The 19,285-nt window shown below is 62.3% G+C and carries 17 protein-coding genes; 7 read left to right on the forward strand and 10 right to left on the reverse strand.

All coding sequences use genetic code 11. The features are described from left to right. Positions 1 to 740 precede the first annotated feature (740 nt). Both AC0V7N_RS17355 and AC0V7N_RS17360 read right to left on the reverse strand, forming a co-directional pair. On the reverse strand, positions 741 to 2,285 hold the full coding sequence (locus tag AC0V7N_RS17355; protein WP_475459657.1) for an FAD-dependent monooxygenase: 1,545 nt from the start codon (positions 2,283 to 2,285) through the stop codon (positions 741 to 743). Between the two features lie 333 nt (positions 2,286 to 2,618). Continuing rightward, the gene (locus tag AC0V7N_RS17360) at positions 2,619 to 2,903 is read right to left on the reverse strand and encodes a hypothetical protein (protein ID WP_475459660.1); all 285 of its coding nucleotides are present in this window, start codon (positions 2,901 to 2,903) and stop codon (positions 2,619 to 2,621) included. Between the two features lie 337 nt (positions 2,904 to 3,240). On the opposite strand from AC0V7N_RS17360, the gene AC0V7N_RS17365 reads away from it, so the two are divergent. Beyond that, the gene (locus AC0V7N_RS17365; RefSeq protein WP_475459663.1) at positions 3,241 to 3,609 is read left to right on the forward strand and encodes a hypothetical protein; all 369 of its coding nucleotides are present in this window, start codon (positions 3,241 to 3,243) and stop codon (positions 3,607 to 3,609) included. A 57-nt stretch (positions 3,610 to 3,666) separates the two neighbouring features. Here the strand turns inward: AC0V7N_RS17365 and AC0V7N_RS17370 are convergent, their stop codons facing one another. After that, entirely contained in the window at positions 3,667 to 5,211 is a 1,545-nt protein-coding gene (locus AC0V7N_RS17370) for a winged helix-turn-helix domain-containing protein (protein ID WP_475459665.1), read from the reverse strand. A gap of 187 nt (positions 5,212 to 5,398) precedes the next feature. On the opposite strand from AC0V7N_RS17370, the gene AC0V7N_RS17375 reads away from it, so the two are divergent. After that, entirely contained in the window at positions 5,399 to 6,100 is a 702-nt protein-coding gene (locus AC0V7N_RS17375; RefSeq protein WP_475459668.1) for an alpha/beta fold hydrolase, read from the forward strand. 220 nt (positions 6,101 to 6,320) lie between these two features. Then, positions 6,321 to 7,301, forward strand: a complete 981-nt coding sequence (locus tag AC0V7N_RS17380) for a GlxA family transcriptional regulator (RefSeq protein WP_475459670.1) — start codon at positions 6,321 to 6,323, stop codon at positions 7,299 to 7,301. Positions 7,302 to 7,349: 48 nt separating this feature from the next. Here the strand turns inward: AC0V7N_RS17380 and AC0V7N_RS17385 are convergent, their stop codons facing one another. From AC0V7N_RS17385 to AC0V7N_RS17410, 6 genes are all read right to left on the reverse strand, one after another. Continuing rightward, positions 7,350 to 8,528 (reverse strand): ABC transporter ATP-binding protein, encoded by a 1,179-nt coding sequence (locus AC0V7N_RS17385; RefSeq protein WP_475459673.1) that lies wholly within the window; start codon positions 8,526 to 8,528, stop codon positions 7,350 to 7,352. After that, a complete protein-coding gene (locus tag AC0V7N_RS17390; RefSeq protein ID WP_475459675.1) occupies positions 8,521 to 9,663 on the reverse strand; it encodes an ABC transporter substrate-binding protein in 1,143 nt (380 codons plus the stop codon). Before AC0V7N_RS17390 ends, AC0V7N_RS17385 begins: the two co-directional genes overlap by 8 nt. Then, complete coding sequence (locus AC0V7N_RS17395; protein ID WP_475459678.1) at positions 9,660 to 10,499, reverse strand: ABC transporter permease; 840 nt, start codon at positions 10,497 to 10,499, stop codon at positions 9,660 to 9,662. Before AC0V7N_RS17395 ends, AC0V7N_RS17390 begins: the two co-directional genes overlap by 4 nt. Positions 10,500 to 10,512: 13 nt before the next feature. After that, positions 10,513 to 11,349, reverse strand: coding sequence for an ABC transporter permease subunit (locus AC0V7N_RS17400; RefSeq protein WP_496628014.1), 837 nt, complete (start codon positions 11,347 to 11,349; stop codon positions 10,513 to 10,515). 166 nt (positions 11,350 to 11,515) lie between these two features. Beyond that, the gene (gene htpG, locus AC0V7N_RS17405) at positions 11,516 to 13,402 is read right to left on the reverse strand and encodes a molecular chaperone HtpG (protein WP_475459682.1); all 1,887 of its coding nucleotides are present in this window, start codon (positions 13,400 to 13,402) and stop codon (positions 11,516 to 11,518) included. Positions 13,403 to 13,741: 339 nt separating this feature from the next. Beyond that, positions 13,742 to 14,605 (reverse strand): hypothetical protein, encoded by an 864-nt coding sequence (locus AC0V7N_RS17410; protein ID WP_475459685.1) that lies wholly within the window; start codon positions 14,603 to 14,605, stop codon positions 13,742 to 13,744. 362 nt (positions 14,606 to 14,967) lie between these two features. Here AC0V7N_RS17410 and AC0V7N_RS17415 point away from each other — a divergent pair, with 362 nt between their 5' ends. Further along, a complete protein-coding gene (locus tag AC0V7N_RS17415; RefSeq protein WP_475459688.1) occupies positions 14,968 to 15,249 on the forward strand; it encodes a hypothetical protein in 282 nt (93 codons plus the stop codon). 179 nt (positions 15,250 to 15,428) lie between these two features. Beyond that, positions 15,429 to 15,938 (forward strand): DUF1036 domain-containing protein, encoded by a 510-nt coding sequence (locus AC0V7N_RS17420; RefSeq protein WP_475459690.1) that lies wholly within the window; start codon positions 15,429 to 15,431, stop codon positions 15,936 to 15,938. Positions 15,939 to 16,004: 66 nt separating this feature from the next. Here the strand turns inward: AC0V7N_RS17420 and AC0V7N_RS17425 are convergent, their stop codons facing one another. Then, complete coding sequence (locus AC0V7N_RS17425) at positions 16,005 to 16,979, reverse strand: nucleoside hydrolase (RefSeq protein ID WP_475459693.1); 975 nt, start codon at positions 16,977 to 16,979, stop codon at positions 16,005 to 16,007. A gap of 416 nt (positions 16,980 to 17,395) precedes the next feature. Between AC0V7N_RS17425 and AC0V7N_RS17430 the strand changes: the two genes are divergently transcribed. After that, positions 17,396 to 18,457 (forward strand): hypothetical protein, encoded by a 1,062-nt coding sequence (locus AC0V7N_RS17430; protein ID WP_496627984.1) that lies wholly within the window; start codon positions 17,396 to 17,398, stop codon positions 18,455 to 18,457. A 39-nt stretch (positions 18,458 to 18,496) separates the two neighbouring features. Continuing rightward, positions 18,497 to 19,258, forward strand: a complete 762-nt coding sequence (locus AC0V7N_RS17435) for a hypothetical protein (RefSeq protein WP_475459697.1) — start codon at positions 18,497 to 18,499, stop codon at positions 19,256 to 19,258. Positions 19,259 to 19,285 lie beyond the last annotated feature (27 nt).

The following is a 19,285-nucleotide window of genomic DNA, read 5'->3' on the forward strand; positions in this document are numbered from 1 at the left end:
TCGTTTAGTAAGATTTGGAAGGTAAGGTAAGAAGTGCTGCTATGAAATCTCGGCGGGAATGGACGCTTGATTGAACAAAGAAAATTGGCGATTCCGCCGGGGCGCATAATTATAGCAAAGATGATCGCATGGTCCTTCATCTTTTGCGTATTTTTTGGAATACTATCGATTGTGTTTTATCGATATGCTGACATAGAGCCATTGTGTGAGGTTGTTTTTCCGAAATTTTCAAAACTGAGTGATAATTCTTCAAAAGATTTTTGCCTTGCAAATAATATTATGTGGATAAACATCGTTGCATTATCAATTTGTTACGGCATTGCATATGTAATTTCTGTCCCGATCTGGGTTCTTTTTGCCGTTTCACGCAGCGATTGGAGTGACTGGCGCCTCAAAGCACAGAGTAGCATGTTTATAGGCGCGGTCTTATTGTGCTCGTTCTTGGAGATTTATAGCTATCTATTTGGCAGCCCTGGCTATTTCGGCGTCTACCCGAATCTAACTGACCAAACGCCTCTATATGAATACGTCAGGTTCCAAGTCGTCGCTCTTATGGGAATCGCGAACTTTCTACTGTTTGGGGGCACCATGTTTGTGTCTGGAAAAATTTTCGGGAGGGGAGCAAATAAATCGTACACTCGGCCGTAGCGCCTGAGGCAGTCGATGACTGCTGTCCGGCAAGGTCGCTATTCCGGCGCATGCGAAGTCACGGGTCATGCGCTGGCTGCAGTGTCACGGGATTACGGCTCGACCAGAGCTTCGCCAAACCATCGCGCCGCCGCCTGGGCAGCGCCCTCAAGGTCTGGCTCGGCATCAGCAGCCCAGGCGACGAAGCCATCCGGGCGCACGAGCACGGCGCTCAGGCCCAGCCGCCCCCCGGCGTTGCAAGCGACATAGCTGATCCGCCCATTCCAGCGGCTGGCAATCGTCTGAAGGGCAGGGCTGGCATCAAAGTCCAGAAGCAGGCCTTGCCCGTTCCTCAAGCGTTCGCCGAGCCTCGTCCCGTCGGCCAGTTCGAAGTCGGGCGCACTGCGGCCGACCAGTGGGTGGCTGCCGCCAAGATCGTAGCGCAGCGAAACGCCCCAGACGCGCTCGGCGAAATAGGTCGCGCCGTCGCGCGTGTCGATGAGATCGCGGATGATGGCTTCGAGCGCGCGCGAACTGCGGCTTGGCCGCATCAGCGCGACCTGGGCGCGCGACCAGTCGAGCACCTGCGCGCCCACCGGATGCCGTTCGTCGAAATAGCTGTCGAGCAGGCCGGCCGGCGCCTCGCCGCGGATGGTGGCGGCAAGCTTCCAGCCAAGGTTCATCGCATCGCCAAGCCCGAGATTGAGCCCCTGGCCGCCGAGCGGCGAGTGGATGTGCGCGGCGTCGCCGGCAAGCAGCACCCGCTTGTTGCGGTAAGTGGTTGCCTGATAGGCGCGATCGGTCCAGGTCGTGGCGAGGCGCAGCGCCGTCGAGGTGACATCCGTGCCCGACACGCGGCGCAACACCGCCTGGACATGCTCTGGCGTGATCGGCTCTGTCCGGTGGAAAGCGGCGCCGTCGAACTCGACCATCGCGATCGTGCCTGGCTTTGAGTAGGTGCACATGCCCGTCGGCGTGTAGTGGCGGCCGGGGCTCAGTGCGTCCGGATCGGCGATTTCGACTTCAACGGAATAGCCGGTGAACTCGGCATCGGTGCCGGTGAAGGCAAAGCCGCCAAGCTTGCGAACCGTGCTGCGGCCGCCGTCGCAACCGACAAGCCAGCTTGCGTGAAAAACCTCGCCACCGGCGCGGATGGTCACCTCTTCGTCCGATTGGCTGAAGCTGTCGACGGCCAGGCCGCGTCTGATCTCGACGCCCATCGCGCTTGCGCGCGCGGCAAGCGCGATTTCCAAATGCTCCATCTCGACTGCCACGCCGGGGCTCGCCGGGCCTGGCAGGCGATAGGGCCATTTCGAGCTGTCGACGGCATCGAGGTAGAACTGGATGCCGGCGAAATGGCCGCCGGGGCGGCGCTGCTGCTGCATCCAGTGGGCGGCAGCCAATGTGCCGCCGCCCGGGCCATCCTTCGCGGGCGGCGCCGCAATATCGTCCAGCAGGCCGCGACGGTGGAAGGCCTCGATGGAGGGCACGTTAAGGCCGCGCATGCCGAAGGGCAGCCGCTTCAACGGCGAGCTGGGGTTCTCGGCCTGCTCCAGCACCAGCACGCAGAGGCCCGCCAGACGCAGCTCGCAGGCGAGAAAGAGGCCGACAGGACCGGCACCGGCAATGACGACATCATAGGGGATCGGGTTGGGCATGAACTACTCCTTGGTCGATGCGTTCGACCGGAGCGTTCCTCGGGTTGAGAGCCACACGGACGAACGATTGGGCGCTCAACAGCGTCCGATGTTCGTCGTGGGGATCTCGTGCACGAAGCCAAAGACCAGAGCTCTCGTTACCGAGAGGAGTTGGGCTTACCGAACCAACTCTGCCTTTTCCGACGGGGGCTATATAGCGATGTGACGATCGATCCGCAACGGGGCACGGCGGTGGCAAGGCGATGGGCAAAACTCGAATTGCGCCATCCAATATTTGGCGCCGTTCGCCCGGTCAGATCCTCTTGTAGGCGTCGGTGATCACGGCGACGCCTGTCACTTCGCCCGTCGCCCGATTGACTGTCGGCGTGCCGGTGAAGCCGGCGCCCCCGTGAAGGTCTCGGTCTTCGTGGCGTTGAAGCCCGACGACCGCATCGGGCGGTTCCAATCATCGGTCTTCATGTCCTCGAATGTGAGATTGGCCTTGAAACCGGTCGATTCGACCCTTCGGTATACCGAACCGTCCTGGTTCGCCGCGCCTGTCACGTCGACATTCGCCGGCAGAAGCTCGGCCGCCGCCCGCACCACGATGCGGTCGCCCGTCGGCAGGGCAAACGTCATCTCTCCGCCGAAATTCTACGTCGGTTTTCCTTTCTAGCTTTTCTAAGAAACTTGATCGAAGATCGATGTGTCCAATAGTCTGCGTCTTTCGCAACCTTAGATGCTGACTTATGCCCGAGCAGCCACCGAGTAGCGGTATGAGCAATTCGCCTAATGCAGCCGCCGACCTTGCCTCCCGGCGCCGATTTATAAGGGCTGCTTTCTGCAGCTTGGTTGTTGCAACGCCTTTGATTTGGTTTCTTGTAAATTTGGTACCCAGCAATTACACATGCTATTTTCGTGATATTTTGATCTTGCGGGCCATTTGGCCCCATGACCTCTTTTCTTCAGTCAGCTTATGGCCGAAAATTTCAGTGAAAAGGAGCAATGTGCATTCTTTGCTGCCAATTCCCTGTCTTCACTTTACTGGGCGAGCATCCTCATCATTGTGGTGACAGCCCTTCCCGCACCACAAAAAAAATATCGGGCGCCGCCAAAAGTCCAAGCTTTTGCTGTCGTATCACTATTCCTCGCAATCTATTTTGTCTTTTTCGACGGCTTCAACGATCACGCCACCGGCAGAGGCGCGTTGATAGCATACCGTACAACCGATACGGTCGGGTGGCTGTTTGCCAAAACAGTCTTCCGGCTGTTTTTACTCTATTTCCTAATTTTCATATGGATACTAGCAGCCTGGATTTCCTGGCGAAGTTCGTACGAAGATTAGATGGCGCGATACCCATGCCGGTCCTCCGGTTAGCCCAAGCCAAATGGGCACGCAGCGTTACTCCGGCAATCCCGCCCCACGCATCGCGTCGGTAACATCGCCAACGATTTCAGGCGCCAGCCCGACTGCCGCCGACCAGCGGCCAATGGTGAAGTGCGGGTCGAGCGCCATGAGCCGTGCTCCCGCCGCCTTTGCTTCCTCGATCCGCCCGAGCCTGGCAAGGGGTGCGGCCAGCCATCCGTGCAGGATGCTGAAGCCGGGGTTCATCTCCACCGCGCGCCGGCCTGCCGCGACAGCCTGCTCATGCCGGCCGGCGAGAAAATTGCCGAAGCCGATCATGCCTTGCGGCACGCAGTTCATGGCGTCCAGCGGGCTCAGTCGTAACGCCTGCTCGCACCAGTCGATGGCGCGGGTCGCGTCGCCGCCATAGGCCACCGGCACGCAGCCGAAAGCATAGACGAAGGCGCAGGAGGCGCTGAGCGAGAGCGCCTGCGAAAACGCCTCGTCGGCGAGCTTGCGGTCATGCTCGACGAGGCCAATGGTGAAGCCGGCCAGAGCCAGCGCCATGGCGTCGCCCGAACCGTGCTCGATCGCCGCATGGGCATGGCGGGATGCCTTCTCGCTATGCTCCACCAGCATGCCGCCACGAATGAAAAGAGTTTGATGCGCCCAGGCGGCAAAGCCATGGACGAGCGCATAGCTCGGCTCGATGGCCAGCGCCTGGTTAAGCAGCGGCAGGCCCTTGGCGGCGCCCTGCGGCATGAAGGTGTAGACGTCGGGCAGCGCGCGCAGAAAAAGATCGTAGGCATCGAGACTGTCGGGCCGCTGGCGCTTGACGCGCTCGATCTCGGCCCGGCGCAGATTGGGCTCTATCGCCGCGACCACGCTGATGGTGATCTCGTCCTGCAGCGCGAACACGTCGGTCAGCTCGCGGTCGTAGCGTTCGGCCCACAGATGGCTGCCGTCCTCGGCGTCGATGAGCTGGCCGGTGATGCGCACGCGGCTGCCCACCTTGCGCACTGAGCCTTCCAGCACGTAGCGCACGCCGAGTTCGCGCCCGACCTGCTTCATATCCACCGCGCGGCCCTTGTAGGTGAAGGAGGAGTTTCGGGCGATGACGAACAGCCAGCGGATGCGGGACAGGCCAGTGATGATGTCCTCGACCATGCCGTCGGCGAAATAGTCCTGATCGGCATCGCCGCTCAGGTTGACGAAAGGCAGCACGGCGATGGAGGGGCGGGCGGGGATGCCAAGGCCAGGCTTCGCCTGTTCCACCGGTGCCTCGGCGCCGGCTTCCTCGCGCACGGTGCCGACAAAGCGGAAGCCCCGGCGCGGGATGGTGCGGACAAGGCGCTGCTGCTCGCCATTGTCCTGGAGGGCGCTGCGCGCGGCGTTGACGCGGCTGGCCAGCGTCGCGTCGGAGACGATGCGTCCCTGCCAGACCGCGTCGACCAGATCGTCCTTGCTGACCACCCGCTCGCGATTGCCGATCAGATATTGCAGCAGGTCGAACACTTGCGGCTCGACGGCGATCAGATCGTTGCCGCGGCGCAATTCGCGCCGGTCGCCGTCCAGAGCGAAATCCTCGAAAAGATACGACAAATTGCTGGCTCCGGAACGCGGCTAATAGCGATTCCGGACACTGTAGCCGTGTCGGGGCCGCAAAATCAAAGCCATCTCAAGGTAAAATCAAGAGGTCCTGAAGGTCGCCTCAAAGCAGGCCCGCCGGAGCTGCGGCATAGTCCTCCTGCAACCAACGCAGACAACACTTTGAAAAAGGAGAACTCAAATGTCGAACAATGCAGCAAATTCCGTCGTCCTCGTGCATGGCGGCTTCGTCGATGGCTCCGGCTGGGAAGGCGTCTACCACCAGCTCAAGAAGGACGGCTACGACGTCACCATCGTCCAGAACCCGACCACCTCGCTCGCCGACGATGTCGCGGTGACCAAGCGCGCCATCGCAGAGGCGAAGGGCGATGTCATCCTGGTCGGCCATTCCTATGGCGGCGTCGTGGTGTCGGAGGCCGGCACCGATCCCAAGGTGGCTGCCGTCGTCTATATCGCGGCCTTCGCGGCGGATGCCGGCGAGTCGGTTTCGACCCTGATCGCCAACCCACCTCCCGGCGCTTCCGTGCCGCCGATCCTGCCGCCCGTCGATGGCTTCCTGATGCTCGACAAGGAGAAGTTCGCCGCCTCGTTCGCCGCAGATGTGCGTCCCTCGCTCGCTGCCTTCATGGCGGACTCGCAGGTTCCGTGGGGCATTCCGGCGCTCGAAGGCAAGGTCACCAAGCCGGCCTGGCGGGTGAAGCCGAGCTGGTATCTCGTCGCCACCGACGATCATATGATCCCGCCGCCGGCACAGCGCCAGATGGCGACCCGGGCCGGCGCGACGACAGTGGAAGTGCCCGGCAGCCACGCGGTCTACGTCTCCGATCCCTCGGCTGTCGCCAAGATCATCGAACGGGCGGCTGCCGGCGTCGGCAAGAAGTGAGAAGACATCATCGAGATGAACAGCCCGGGCACTTGGCGCCCGGGCTGTTCTTGTTTCACCCGTGCCCGGACCACGGCGCGGTGCGCCTGATATCCGAGGTCTTCGATCTTATCTCCGACATCCAGCGGCCGCTCCTGAGAAGCGCGGGGCCTGGTGGCTGTGCCAAACCATACGCATCGGCGATGACAGGCATGGGTGAGGGGACGGTTCCGGACACACAATGGCAAGGCGGTTTGCGTTTCTCCTGGTTCGCGATTTCACGCTGTCGCCGCTGTCGCTGTTCATCGACACGCTGCGGCTGGCGGGCGATGAGGGCGACCGCAGCCGCAGGATCGAGTTCGACTGGGAGATCGTCGGCGAACGCGGCCTGCCGATCCGGGCAAGCTGCGGCGTCGAATTGCTCCCTACGAAGGAGATCGGCAATCCCGAGGATTTCGACAATGTGGTGGTGGTCGGCGGGCTGCTCGACACCAACCGTAGCTTGAGTTCCGACAAGGAAGCGTTCCTGTTGCGCGCCGCCGAGAAGGGGGTGCCGCTGACGGCGCTGTGCACGGGAAGCTTCGTGCTGGCGCGCTACGGCCTCCTCGACGGCTACGCCGCCGCCGTCAGCTGGTTCCACATCAAGGATTTTCGCAGCCAGTTCCCCGATGTGAATGCGCACGCCGACAGCCTGTTTTCCGTCGACCGTGGCCGCTCGACCTGCGCCGGCGGCACGGGTGCTGCCGACCTTGCCGGCCATTTCGTCTCCCAGTTCATAGGCCGGAAGGCGGCGGAAAAGGCCGCCAAGATCCTGGTGCTCGACCGCATCAGAAACAGCCGCGACGTGCAGCCCGTCGGCGACCTGTTTCCAGCGGCGTCGAGCCGCGCGGTGAAGCGCGCTTTGCTGCTGATGGAGAGCAATCTGCAGGAGACGCTGCCGGTCAGCGAGATCGCGAGCCGCCTGAACTGCTCGCGTCGCCAGCTCGAACGGCTTTTCGGCACCGAGCTCGGCATCGGCCCGATGGCGGCCTATCTCGCGCTCAGGGTGCATCATGCCAAGTCGCTGCTCGAAGGCAGCGAGCTGCAGATCGGTGACATCGCTTATCGCTGCGGCTTCACCAATGCCGGCCATTTCAGCCGGGTGTTCCGCCAGCAGACCGGCATCACGCCAACCCATCTCAGGCATCCCAACCGCATGCTTGCCGCTGCTGCGGAGCACTGAAGCCCGCCGCGACGTGCCTCCTCAGCGGCGCCTGAGCCGTCTTGGCTCTCAGGAAATCCGTTGACCGTCCTCGTCGAGCAGGACGCAGTCCTGCGGATCGAATCCAAGATCGATCGTCTCGCCTTCGCGAAGGACGCGACCGCTGATCGGCGCGTTGGCGCGGATGCTGGTCTTGCCGCCAATGTCGATCTCGTAGATGGCGCTGCCGCCCAGATAGGCCGCCGAGACGACGCGGCCGGACAGACGGTTGGCGCCCGCCGCCGCGCCGACCGACAGTTTCTGCGGCCGCACCACGACAGTGACTTTGCTGCCATTGGCAAGCGGCCTTGGACAAGTCACGTTGATCGTCTGGCCGGTGGCAAGCACCACCGCCGTTCCTTGGCCGGATCCGCTCACGATCCCGGCAAGCATGTTGGCCTTGCCGAGGAAGTCGGCGACGAAGGCCGTGGCAGGTCGCTCGTAGACTTCCTGCGGGGTTCCGATCTGCTCGACAGCGCCTGCGTTCATCACCACGATGCGATCCGACATCGAGAGCGCTTCCTCCTGGTCGTGCGTGACGAAGATCGCGGTGATGCCGGTTTCCTTCTGGATCTTCTTGATCTCGACGCGCATCTCCTCGCGCATGTTCGCGTCCAGCGCCGATAGCGGCTCGTCGAGCAGCAGCACCTGCGGCTCGAAGACGATGGCGCGGGCGAGCGCGATGCGCTGTTGCTGTCCGCCCGACAGTTGCGAGGGCAGCTTCTTCTCGCTGCCCGGCAGCCGCACCATTTCAAGCGCCTGGCCGACCTTGCGCACGATCTCGGGCTTCGGCACGTTACGATACTTCAGGCCGAAAGCGACATTGTCGAAGACGTTCTTGTGTGGGAACAGCGCATAGCTCTGGAAGACCAGCCCGATGTTGCGCTTGTAGATCGGCACGTCGTCGACCCGACGCCCGTCGATCATGATCTGGCCGCCTGAAATGTCGACAAGGCCCGCGATGGAACGCAGGATCGTGGTCTTGCCGCAGCCCGAAGGCCCGAGCAAGGTGACGAAGCTGCCCTTGGCGATCGAGAGCGAGAAATCGCGCACAGCGACGAATTTGCCATAGGCAATGTCGATGTCGCGGAACTCGACCGCCGGCTGGCTTGTCTCGCCGCCGCCCGGAGCGGGTCCGCCCGCGCCGGCGCTTGCTGCCCCGGCCGCTGCCGGTCGGGGCACTTCTGAAAGGTCGTGGCTGTCAGGCACCTTTCGAGATCCTGTTCCACTGCTTGGTCCAGGCGTCCTCGTTGGTCGCCCAGTAGACCGGGTCGGCGAAGGTCAGCGCCTTCATCGTGCCCGTTTTGTCGAAGGCCGGCAGCCTCTCGATCTTCTCGGTGAGCTTGACCTTTGTCGGGTCGAGTGAGGGCGGATAGCTCTGGCCCTCGGCAACCGCGATCGAGGTCGCCGGGTCGAGCATGAAGTTGATCAACTCCTCGCACTCGGCCATCGGCGAGCCTTTCAGGATCAGCATGTCCTCCATCCAGGCATAGGATCCGGCCGGATCGAGATAGCCGATCGGCGCGCCCTGGTCCTGCAAGGCGGCGACCCGGCCCGACCATGCGTCCGTCACCACGATCTCACCCTTGGAAAGCAGGGCCATCAGCTCCGCGCCGGAACTCCAGAATTTTTTGGCGAGGTCGCGCGTCTCGCGCACCTTGGCCCAGATCGTGTCCATGTCCTTGAGGTTGTTGGGGTCCTGTCCGGTGGCGAGTGCCGCGTACCAGACGCGGGTGGTCATATCGTCATAGCCGCCGACCTTGCCGGCATATTTCTTGTCCAGCAGCAGGGCCGCACCCTTTTCCTTGGCTTCCTCGGGCGAGATCACCTTGGTGTTATAGGCGATGCCTGTCGTGCCGTAGTCGTAAGGTACGGCCGAGAGTTTCGGCGTCAGCTTGCGGAATGGATCGATCATCGGCTGCAGCACATTGGCCATGTTGGGAATGTTGGCCTCGTTGATCTCCGAGGTCAGGCCGCCGTTCACATATTTGATGTAGTAATTGACGCCAGAGGAATGGATGACCTGGTAGTCGCCGGGTTTCGAGGTCTTGATCTTGGTGATGATCTCGTCCTCGTCACCGAACGTGCCCTGGACCACCTTGATCTTGGTCTTGGTCGTGTAGGGCTGGAAGGCATATTTGTCGATCGCGTCCTGCACCGTGCCGCCCCAGCCGTCGAAGCGAACCTCTTCGACCGCGGCGAGCGCCTGCCGCATCCAGGGCATGTCGAGGCCTACCGCGGCCGCCGCGGCGGCGCTCAGCGTCAGGAAAGTGCGGCGGCTCAGATCACCGTTTTGATATCTATCGTGCAGCCTTTCAAGCCGCTTTCCATTGGACAGTTTCATCGTGCTTCCTCCTTGGGTTGGCCGCGTCTTTTCAATCTGGTCAGGCTTTGCAGGATCAGGCCGCCGAGCAGCGGTATGCCGACTGTCACCAGGATCATCACGGTGCCGAGCGCGTTGATCTCCGGGCTGATCGATATCTTGAGCATCGAAAGGATCTGGGTGGGCATGGTTTCCACGCCAGCCGGCCGCCAGAACAGGCTGGCCGAGGTGTTGTCGAACGAGATGGTGAAGGCGAGCAAGGCGCCACCCACCACCGCCGGTATCAGCAGCGGCAGCGTGATCTCGCGGAAGGACGAAAAGCGCGAAGCGCCGAGCGAGAGCGCCGCCTCCTCATAGACGCGGCGGATGCCGACCATGCGCGCCTGGGTAATCAGCACAACGTAAGGCACAGCGAGGAGGATATGGCCGAGCACCAGGAGAAGCATGGTCCGTGGCTGGTCGATCGCCTTGATCAGCACCAGCAGGCCGACGCCGAGAATGGTTTCCGGTACCAGCGCCGGCAGGATCACCAGCGTGCTCAGCGCCTGCTTGCCACGAAATTCGAAGCGCACCAGCGCAAACGCCGTGACGGCGCCCATTGCCGTGGTGACGGCGGCGGTGACCAGCGCGATCCACAGCGACGTGCGGAAGGCGGCCAGCACCTGCTCGTTGGCCATCAGCTTGCCGTACCATTGCAGGGAAAAGCCGGTCATCGGGAAGCCGCCGAACATCGAGGCGTTGAAGGACAGAATCACCGTTGCCACGATGGGCGCGAACATGAAGATGTAGACGCAGAGCGTGACGAAGCCGGTCAGCCGCCAGGCCCATCTGCCTTCCTGCTTGCGCCGCGCCTTCATCCGCCTAACCCCGTCATCCACCAAGTCCTTTGACGATCTGCGACATGCCCATGTAGCGGGTGTAGACGGCGGCAGCGAAGCCGAGCACGACAAACAGCACGATCGAAAGCGTGGCGCCCATCGGCCAGTTCAGTTCGCCCATGATGGTGTCGTAGATCAGATTGCCGAACAGCGCGTCGCGGCCGGAGCCGAGCAGCTGCGGCGTCACATAGCTGCCGGCGGCCAGCACGAAGCAGAGCAGCAGACCCGCCGCCAGGCCGGGCAGGGACAGCGGAAGCGTGACCTCGCGGAACGCCTGCGCGCTGGTGCAACCCATCGAGCGGGCGGCGGAAATCAACGTGCGGTCGATGCCCTCAAGGCTGACGTAGACGTTGAGGATCATGTAGGGCAGCAGGAAGTGCAGCATGCCGAGGATCACCGCGCCCTCGTTGTAAAGCATCGGCAACGGCTCGTTGATGATGCCCAGTTTCAGCAGCGCGACGTTGATGACGCCCTGTTCGCCCAGGATGTTGATCCAGGAAAAGGTGCGGATGGTGAAGCTGATCCAGAACGGCACGATGAGCAAAAGCAGCAGCAGCCATTTGTGCTTGAAGGTCGTGGCCCAGATGAAATAGGCCGGGAAATAGCCGAGCACCCCGCAGAGCACCGCCGTCATAGCGCCGACCCTCAGCGTCTTCAGGAGGAAGCCGGAATAATAGGTGTCGGTGAAGAATTCGTGCCAGTTCGCTGTCGTCAGCGCGCTGGTTTCCACCCCGGCGGTCACGAACGTGAAGAAGGTGTAGGCGGCCATCACCGCGATCGGCAGCACCAGGAAGAAGATCAGCAGCAAGAACACCGGCGCGACGAGCATCCAGGCCAGCCGTGGATCATACAATGTCCATCGTCGTTTCATGAGCACCCGGTGCGCTCGCTTTGAAGCGCCTGTTTTGTTCCCGGGGCCAAGATTGGGTGATTGGAAGACCGATGTCTACAGTCGGCGATTGAGCCAGTGTCGGGGACGGTCGGTCGGCGCTGCCTCAGCCCTTCGAGATGCCGCGCGCGATCAGCCGCGCAAGACGCTCCGAGAATGCCCTGGCGTCCGCCGGCTTGTCGCCGTCGAGCACGCGCGCCTCGTCGTAGAGAAGGTGGGCGGCGTCGTCCTTGAAGGCCTGATCCTCTTCGCCGAGGCTGGCCAGCGCCAGCACGCGCTCATGCCGCGGGTTGATTTCGAGGATGGGCTTCGCTGCCTTGTCGAGGCGGCCGGCGGCGTTCATCAGCCGCTCGAACTGGCGGTCCGGGCCGTGCTCCGGGGCGACTAGGCAGACAGCACTTTCGGTCAGGCGGTCGGAGGCCTTGACGTCCGAGACGGCGTCGCCAAGCGCGGACTTGACGAAAGCCAGGAAGCTGTCGACTTCCGGCGTCGCCTCTGGCTCCGGCTTCTTGGCCTCGTCGAGCAGCGGGATGTCGGAGAGCTCGGCCACGCCTTGCGTCACCGACTTGAACGGCTTGCCGTCGAAGTCCGGCGCCATCGTCACCCAGAAACTGTCGACCGGGTCAGTCAAGAGCAGCACCTCGATGCCGCGCGCCTTGAACCCTTCGAGCTGCGGCGAGGCTTCAAGCCGGGCGCGGTCGTCGCCAGCCATGAAGAAGATCGCCTTCTGGCCTTCCTTCATCGCCGCGACATAGTCTGCCAGGCCGCGCCAGCCTTCGCCTGATGTGGTCGAGTGGAAGCGGGCGAGCTTCAGCAATTGCTCACGCCGCTCATGGTCCTCGTAGAGTCCTTCCTTGAGGACAACGCCGAAATTCTCCCAGATTTTCGCATAGGCCTCGGCATCGCTTTCCGCCAGCTTGACGAGGTCGCCGAGCACGCGGTTGGTCAGGCCCTTGCGGATCGAGGCGAGCAGCGGGCTTTCCTGGATCATTTCGCGCGAGACGTTGAGCGGCAGGTCGGCGGAATCGACGAGGCCGCGCACGAAGCGCAAATAGCGCGGCAGAAGGTCGGCATCGTCGGTGATGAAGACGCGGCGCACATAGAGCTTCATGCGGCCCTTGCGGTCCTGGTCGAAGAGATCGAACGGGCGTGAGCCGGGCACAAAGGCCAGCACGGAATATTCCTGCCGGCCTTCGGCGCGGAAATGGATGGTGGCGGCCGGCTCGTCATACTGGCCGGCGACGCTACGGTAGAAGTCGGTATATTCCTCGGGCTTGATCTCGCTCTTCGGCCTGACCCAAAGTGCCGTGCCGTCGGCAATGTCGCGCGCCTCGGCGCCGGGTTTTTCCACCAGCGTGATCGGCACGGGAACATGGCCCGACTGCGACTTGGCCAGTTGCTCGAGCTGGTAGGATCCGGTGTAGGAGACGGCGTCGTCCATCAGATGCAGCACGACGCGGGTGCCACGCCTGGGCGCCGCATCAAGCGGGGCGGGCGCGATCTCGTAGGAACCCTTGCCGTCGGACGACCAGCGCCAGGCCTCCTCACTGCCGGCCAGGCGGCTGATGACGTCGACCCGGTCGGCGACCATGAAGGCGGAATAGAAGCCGACGCCGAACTGGCCGATGAGCTGCGTGTCCTCGCTGCCTGCGCCGACGCGCTCGATGAAGGCGCGCGTGCCCGAGCGGGCGATCGTGCCCAGCGCCTCGGCCATGTCGTCGCGGCTCATGCCGATGCCATTGTCCTCGACGGTGATCTCCTTGTTGTCCGGATCGGCCGATATCGAGATGCGCGGCTTGGGGTCGTCGCCCAGCAATTCGGGACGGCTGACGGCCTCGAAGCGCAGCTTCTCGCAGGCGTCGGCGGCGTTGGAAATCAGCTCGCGCAGGAAGACGTCCTTATCGGAATAGACCGAGTGCACCATCAAGTGCAGCAGCCGCGAAACATCCGCCTCGAATGCCCTGGTTTCCGTCGCTTTCGTATCCGTCGTCATTCCAAATTTCCCACGCTGTTCATCCGCCCGCCGCGCCGGGGCGCGTGCAGGACTTTCCTTTCAACCATTTCTAACGGTGCTGGCAACCGCGTTCAGCGCCAGCGCGCCGACGATATGGTGGTGGGATGCGAGGGCAACAAGAGGGCGCCCGCGGCGAAACTGCGATCTCCCCCCTCGTGGGGGAGATGGCCGGCAGGCCAGAGGGGGGCGCTGGCCCGCCGACATCTCATAGAGGCGCGCGCACCGCCAAATGGGTGAGGTCGAGATCCTTCGCGCCCCCCTCTGCCCTGCCGGGCATCTCCCCCACGAGGGGGGAGATTGGCAGTTTCGGCGTCGCGCCTACTTCCCCGCCATATGATCCGCCAGCGCCTGTGCCTGCGCAAGCAGCGCAGGGAAGGCAGCATCCGCCGGCAGGCTCTTGCCCAGGCAGGCGCGGAAGTCGTTGTCGCCTTTTGTCCAGGCGGCGTTGGCGGCGTCGGATGTGTTTTCGTCGCTGTCGTCGGTGGCCTGCTTGGCCAGTTTCTGGGCGGCGGCGTCGGCAGCGGCCCACACGGCGTCGCAGGCCGCGATCTTGGGGATGGGCGGGGTCGCGGGTGCTTCGGCGATCAGCACGCTGTTGCCCTTGACGACCGTGACGACGACCTCCTGGTCGTAGTTCGGTCCGACATCCTGTGCCCAGCCGCCGAGGCGGGCGATCGCCTTGTCGGCGCCATCAGGCGTCTTCAGCGCGAAGTCGAGCGTGCCGGTGAAGGCGGCGTCGCTGCCGATGGCCTGGGTGTAGAAGGCATCGAGCTTCAGCGCCGCGTCGAAGCTGGTGGGCAGTTTGAGATCGGCGTCCGTCTCGGCGGCGCGCGACTTGAGCCAGCGCTCGACCAGCCCGCGTGTCGAGGCCACGATGCTGGGGCCATCATCGGTACCGTGGCGCAACCCGTCCAGCATGCCGAAGCCGACATCGGAGGAGCTGAGGCTTTCGAGGTTGATCTTGCCGGCCGCCGGAAAATCCTTGACCGTGAAGGGGCCAAGCAGGGCGTTGAGACGCGTTTCGAGATCGGCGCGAGCCTTTTCATTGGCGGCATCGAGCGTTTCCACCGGGGTGTTCGCGCTGTCCATCGCCGCGATGGCCGCAATCGCCTTGTCGCGCGCGGCGATATAATCATCCTCGGGCGTGGCGGCGAAAGCCGCACTGCTCGCGAGTGCAAACATGACCGTCCAGACCAACCGCATGACAGAACCTTTCTTCGTGGCGATCAACAGGCAAGGCAGCCATCGGGCAGCTTTGCGGCTATTGCGCGGCAGGAAACGTCTAGGCGAAACATCCTGATCAGGGAGGGATAGCAGGCGCCGCCATTAACCATCAGTTAACTATCCGATCGCCTTTGAATCAAATTTGGCGGATACTGTTCTTGGCCAAACGAGGCTGCTGGAGGGATCCGGGGAAGACAGTAATTTTTAGACTGACGCGCCGTTTTCGGGAGCGCGCGGCAGCTTGAACTCTAAAAAAGAAGCGACGGACCACCGTCGCCTTATGGGGAGGCGTCAGCATCATTTTGATGTGGAGCGCCAGAATGAAGATCGAAGATGCGATTACTGCTGTAACAGCCGAGGCCAGCGCTCTGCTGTCATGCCTCGGCCAGCCCGTCGTCGCCTACCACGTCACGGCAATCATGCGAGAGGCAGACCTCGAACACGCCAGGCAGATGCAACTCGCCCTGATGCGGCGAAGCATCGAGGCGCTCGTCGATGACGGCCTGGAGGATGTGGCCGCGGAGCGGTTTGCGTCGCAGTTCCACGGGCGTCTCGGCTTGGCGTGGAGGCTCCTGCACGCTTCGGATGGCGTGGCGCACTGAATGGGCGCCAAGTGACAAGCTACCGTCAGCCTGATATGGTCCTCGACGATCTGCACCGGCCGCCATCGCAAGTTTGGTTGGGGATAGCGTACCCACGAAGACCTCCGCCAACTCACTTGTCTTGACCGGCGGGAAGAGGTTTGGATTGTTCGGACCGCTCCGTCGCGATGGGGGTTAGCATGTCTGCCTCAAGACGTGTCATTTCGGTTCTATCGCTCGCGCTTCCCTTGGCGGGATACGCAGAGCGCGCTTCGGCTGAAATAAGAATATGCAATAATTTTTCGCAGACGGTTTATTTTTCCATAGGTTACGCCCAACCTGGCTACGATTCATTTATGTCTCGCGGATGGCTTATATTAAATCCGAACGGCGGTTGCGACCAGTTCGACAGCGCGCTTCATCTCTCTGTATTTTGGTATTACGCAGAGACAAACGCATACTACGTACGAAAACACGTCAAAAATACGAATACATGGGGGGCTGTGCGCCCAGACAAGCAGTTATGGGTCGCGCAACACTCGTTTAATATTATTGATAATCCAGGTATGGGTCGGCCATCCGATCCGGGAGCGAAATTGGTCGGCTTTACCAAGTCGATTGAAGCCAGCGGTTCCGAACTGAATGAAACGCTGACGATCGAGGCGGACGGGATCAACGTCACGCAGAGCATCAAGAACGATAGCCAATAGCTTTGTTCGGCCGAGCCTCGAGCCTTCATGGCCGCCGGCGACTGGATCGTCCGCAAAAAGCTTGGATCACGCCTTCTGCTTGGCAAGGCGTTCCAGCGCATCAACAATCAGATCACAAAACTTCGGATGGTCGAGCTTCATCGCCACGGTGTGGCGGAAGCCGGTCTGCTCGCTCGCCGTGCCGCCGAAATGGTGCATGCCACCCATTTTCTCGAAATTGCAGACCGTCATGCCCTTGGTCCAGCGGCCGGCAAGCTCGACGCGGATGTCGGCCTTCTCGGTGGTGAAGACGGTTGGATCGATCATGGCCGCGACGCAGCATGCGTCATGGATGGCGGGATATTCGATCTGCAGCAGGCCGCCATGCGTGGTCGCTATGAACTCCCAGATATCGAGGATGAACTTGGCCATCGGGCCGCCGATGGCGCGCACCCTGTCCTGCAGGTCCGGGGTGGCCAGCGCCTGGTGGGTTAGGTCGAGCCCCACCATGGTGACGTCCCAATTCGCCCGGAACACCACGTCGGCGGCTTCCGGGTCGCCATAGACGTTGAACTCCGCCGCCGGCGTGATGTTGCCGCGCGTGTAGCTGCCGCCCATCGCGACGACCCGCTTCACTCGGCTGACGATGCGCGGATCCTTGCGCACGGCGAGCGCGATGTTGGTGTAGGGCCCGACCGGCACCAGCGTCACCGTCTTCGGCTCATGCGCCATCACGGTGTCGATGATGAAGTCGACGGCATGCCGCTTGTCGAGGTCGAATGAGGCGGGCGGCAGCACGGGGCCGTCGAGCCCGGTTTCGCCGTGGATTTCGACGGCCAGCACCTGATCGATGATGAGCGGGCCGGGAGAGCCCTTCGCCACCGGCACCTTGATGCCATAGGCCGTGCACACGGAGAGCGCATTGCGCGTGGTGTTCTCGACATTGTGGTTGCCGGAAACCGTGGTGATGCCCAGCAGGTCGATCTTCGGATTGCCCGCCGCCAGCAGGATGGCGATGGCGTCATCGTGCCCAGGGTCGCAGTCCAGGATGATCTTTTCCATGGTGGGCACCTCCCTTGCCGGCCGAAACTGTTGCGACAAGAGACTGACGCGTCTGCCCCGTCAAGGTTCCGGTGCTCGACTGATCCACGCCGCACCATTGCCTGCGTAAGTCTGGTCGCGCTCCCGCCGGGGCATGCTCAGCGCCGCTGATTCGAACAGAGCCGTCTCCCGGAATTGAGCAGGGGAAGAGTTTCGTTCGTTCGAATGACAACAAGCAGGGAAATAGAAGGTAGCGTCCAGGTGACGCGGCATCCAGCGCCGTGGCTCAATCAAGTGGAGAATACGATCGCGGTGAGGGTCGCGCCAGGTGAGGTTCAGTGATGAATCAGTTGCTGTGTACCGCATCAAGATATCCGCGCTGTGACTTCACCTTTACTAAACGACGGCCTTTGATTTTACTTCACGGGATACGCGGCATGGAGTGGGACGCCATGCTATCCCTCGTTTCGTCAATCCTCATTCTGCTGTTGACGTCTCCGGCAAATAGTCAGCTGGCACCCGATGCGTCCGTGACTGCCCCAGCCGACGGCCGTTCGTCGGTCGCGGTTTCGGACCACACGGATATCGCGAAAGAACCGGGCAAGGTGCAACCCGGCGCGGTCGGAACCGATATATTCAATCTGACGCTCAGTGAAGCACAAGCCCTCAAGGGCGCGCAAACGCCGCCCCGCGAGGATGAACAAGCCCTACGCCGCGAATTGGCCGCGGCACGGGCTGAGCTGGCCAAGCAAGCGCAGGCCCTGAAAGAGCAGCAGCAAACAGACGATGCGCTCACGCTCGATCTGGAGACGGCGCAGCGTGCCATCGACAATTTCAGGGCGGAAGCCAGTCTCTGGGACAGCAAGAAAGGCGCGATGCCCGAGGCGCATCCCTCCACGGATGCCTCCCAGGCTGCCGCGACGCAGGTGCTGGATAAGGAGCGCCATAAGGCTGAGCTCCTGGAACAAGAACTCGCCACGGCTCGTCAGACTATCGATGCTCTCAAAACAGGCGCAAATCTGGCCGCGGTGGAACAGGCCAAGGCCGTAAAAGACCGACAAGTGGCCGATGCCGCTTCAAACCAAGCTCGAAAAGCACTTGAGCTGGAACGTGAACGAGCAGATTCAGCCATACGTGACCTCGATATTGCTCGCAAGGAACGCGATGCCTCAAAGCAGAACTCGATAGACTTGAGTGCGGCGCTGGACCAGGAGCGTGAAAGGGCTAACGGCTTAGCCCGCAGCCTCAGTGCCGCGCGTGAGGAAATCGACAGCGTCAAGGACAAGCGTCGGAACGCGGCCGTGGTCCGCGCGCCTAAAGCAGGTACCGCCAAGAGTGCGCTCGCAAGTTCACCGTCGCGTTCGGTCGCCCAACCAACCCGTAAGCCGGGCTTGCCGAGAAAACATAAGGTGAAGGGCCGAAAGTCACCGCAACCTGTCCTGCCGGCAACCACTGCTCTTCCCGCCGCATTGCTGCCAACCCGACCACCTTCGCAGTGAAAGACAAGGAGCGAAATATATGGCGCAGGGAGGGTGACAATGAAAAAATACTTCGCAGCCGCGTTGACGATCGGTATCGCAATCGGGCCTGCCTCGGCTCTCGAAGCAGGTATAGGCGGCAAGGTCGGCGGTCTCGGGATCGGTGCTGGAGTGAGCGCCGGTTCGCAAGGCGCATCCGTAGGGGTGGGCGCGAGCGTCGGCGGCGTTGGCGGAGCAAACGTCGGAGCTTCGGTCGGCGCAGGTAACGGGTCAGTCGACGCAGGCGTCAGTGCCAGCGGCAACGTCGGCAACACAAGCGGAAGCCTTTCGACGGGTATCGGCCTGGGTGCCGATCCGTCCGCCGAAAACGGATCGGCGGCCGCTCCCGGTAGTCCGGCCGCTGCCACGACAGCCACTGGCTCTGCCACGACAGCCACCGCCTCCACCACAACAGCCACTGCCTTTACCAAGACCGCCAGGCAACCGATCGTCCTGCCATCCGTCCTTAGACCTTCCAAAGCCGGTCAGGGCGACCTCACCAGAGGATATTCCTTTGGCCCTCTGGAAACACTGAAAGGGAAACCCGGCATACCAGCCGCGGTCGTGCAAGCCTGCCGCGCGGCGATCATGTCGGCTGCGAAGCCGCTTGGCGCCGTCGGTGTCCGCGCGGTTAGCGCAGGTGCCCTGCGCAAACGTGGGCGTGCACTCACGGCACCGATCAAGGTGCGAATAGACTATGCAAGACGAGGTGGCATCGAAGTCCGGCAAGCGCAAGTCGGTTGTCGCCTCGATACTGCGGGCAGGGTCACTGCGGTAATATAGCACCAAACCTTGTGAGAGTGCACATGG

The sequence above is a fragment of the Mesorhizobium kamtschaticum genome (assembly GCF_056174585.1).

What these genes read in the sequence shown, in the direction of transcription:
- AC0V7N_RS17390 (WP_475459675.1), bottom strand. Translation starts at nt 9,663, where the DNA reads ATGAAACTGTCCAATGGAAAGCGGCTTGAAAGGCTGCACGATAGATAT.
- AC0V7N_RS17410 (WP_475459685.1), bottom strand. Translation starts at nt 14,605, where the DNA reads ATGTTTGCACTCGCGAGCAGTGCGGCTTTCGCCGCCACGCCCGAGGAT.
- htpG (WP_475459682.1), bottom strand. Translation starts at nt 13,402, where the DNA reads ATGACGACGGATACGAAAGCGACGGAAACCAGGGCATTCGAGGCGGAT.
- AC0V7N_RS17425 (WP_475459693.1), bottom strand. Translation starts at nt 16,979, where the DNA reads ATGGAAAAGATCATCCTGGACTGCGACCCTGGGCACGATGACGCCATC.
- AC0V7N_RS17395 (WP_475459678.1), bottom strand. Translation starts at nt 10,499, where the DNA reads ATGAAGGCGCGGCGCAAGCAGGAAGGCAGATGGGCCTGGCGGCTGACC.
- AC0V7N_RS17400 (WP_496628014.1), bottom strand. Translation starts at nt 11,349, where the DNA reads ATGCTCGTCGCGCCGGTGTTCTTGCTGCTGATCTTCTTCCTGGTGCTG.
- AC0V7N_RS17420 (WP_475459690.1), top strand. Translation starts at nt 15,429, where the DNA reads ATGTCTGCCTCAAGACGTGTCATTTCGGTTCTATCGCTCGCGCTTCCC.
- AC0V7N_RS17375 (WP_475459668.1), top strand. Translation starts at nt 5,399, where the DNA reads ATGTCGAACAATGCAGCAAATTCCGTCGTCCTCGTGCATGGCGGCTTC.
- AC0V7N_RS17355 (WP_475459657.1), bottom strand. Translation starts at nt 2,285, where the DNA reads ATGCCCAACCCGATCCCCTATGATGTCGTCATTGCCGGTGCCGGTCCT.
- AC0V7N_RS17430 (WP_496627984.1), top strand. Translation starts at nt 17,396, where the DNA reads ATGGAGTGGGACGCCATGCTATCCCTCGTTTCGTCAATCCTCATTCTG.
- AC0V7N_RS17380 (WP_475459670.1), top strand. Translation starts at nt 6,321, where the DNA reads ATGGCAAGGCGGTTTGCGTTTCTCCTGGTTCGCGATTTCACGCTGTCG.
- AC0V7N_RS17435 (WP_475459697.1), top strand. Translation starts at nt 18,497, where the DNA reads ATGAAAAAATACTTCGCAGCCGCGTTGACGATCGGTATCGCAATCGGG.
- AC0V7N_RS17415 (WP_475459688.1), top strand. Translation starts at nt 14,968, where the DNA reads ATGAAGATCGAAGATGCGATTACTGCTGTAACAGCCGAGGCCAGCGCT.
- AC0V7N_RS17365 (WP_475459663.1), top strand. Translation starts at nt 3,241, where the DNA reads ATGGCCGAAAATTTCAGTGAAAAGGAGCAATGTGCATTCTTTGCTGCC.
- AC0V7N_RS17360 (WP_475459660.1), bottom strand. Translation starts at nt 2,903, where the DNA reads ATGACGTTTGCCCTGCCGACGGGCGACCGCATCGTGGTGCGGGCGGCG.